The sequence below is a fragment of the Streptomyces mutomycini genome (genome assembly GCF_001700505.1).
Classification (GTDB): domain Bacteria; phylum Actinomycetota; class Actinomycetes; order Streptomycetales; family Streptomycetaceae; genus Streptomyces; species Streptomyces mutomycini.
In genome coordinates this window covers 273-988 of sequence record NZ_MAPV01000364.1, presented here as the reverse complement: position 1 = coordinate 988, position 716 = coordinate 273, and the positions used below count along the sequence as shown (strand labels likewise).

Here is a 716-nt window from a genome sequence, read left to right as displayed (position 1 = left end):
CGACGAGGCCCTGCGGCTGATCCGCAGGCACGGGGTCACCCACTACGCGGGCGTCCCGGCCACCGCGCTGCAGCTGCTCTCGGCTGCGGACCGGGCGGGCGACGGGCTGGAGAGCCTGAAGGGGCTGAACACCGGTGGCGCTGCGGCTCCGCCCGATCTGGTCGCCCGGCTCACGGCCCGGCACGGTGAGCGGATCGAGCCGCGCAACGGCTACGGCCTGACCGAGACCAGCGGCGGGGTGCTGGCCAACTTCGGGGCCGCGTACCGGGCACACCCGGACTCCGTCGGCACCCCCACGCCTGTCACCGAGATCCGGATCGCCGGTCCCGCGGGCGAGGAGCTCCCGGAGGGCGAGGCGGGCGAGCTGTGGCTGCGGGGCCAGTCCCTGGTGCGTGGCTACTGGCGCGACGAGGGGGCGACGGCCGAGGCGTTCACCGGCGGCTGGTTCCGTACGGGGGATGTCGCCGTCGTCCGGGGCGGCCGGGTGTCGGTCGTCGACCGGATCAAGGACGTGGTGATCCGGGGCGGTGAGAACGTGTACTGCGTGGAGGTCGAGTCCGTGCTGCACGGCCATCCCGATGTCGAGGACGCGGCGGTGCTGGGCGTCCCGCATCCGGTGCTGGGCGAGGAGGTCGCGGCGGTCGTCCGGGTGGGGCCGGGGTCCGCCGTCACTGCGGACGAGCTGCGTGCGCACGTGGGCCGGAGTCTGGCGGCGT

At 75.0% G+C, this 716-nt stretch carries 1 protein-coding gene; it reads left to right on the top strand.

Features of this window, described 5'->3' with window-relative positions; genetic code table 11:
• Positions 1–716: class I adenylate-forming enzyme family protein (locus BFF76_RS30475; RefSeq protein WP_244167388.1), on the top strand; the 716-nt coding region annotated here is incomplete at both ends.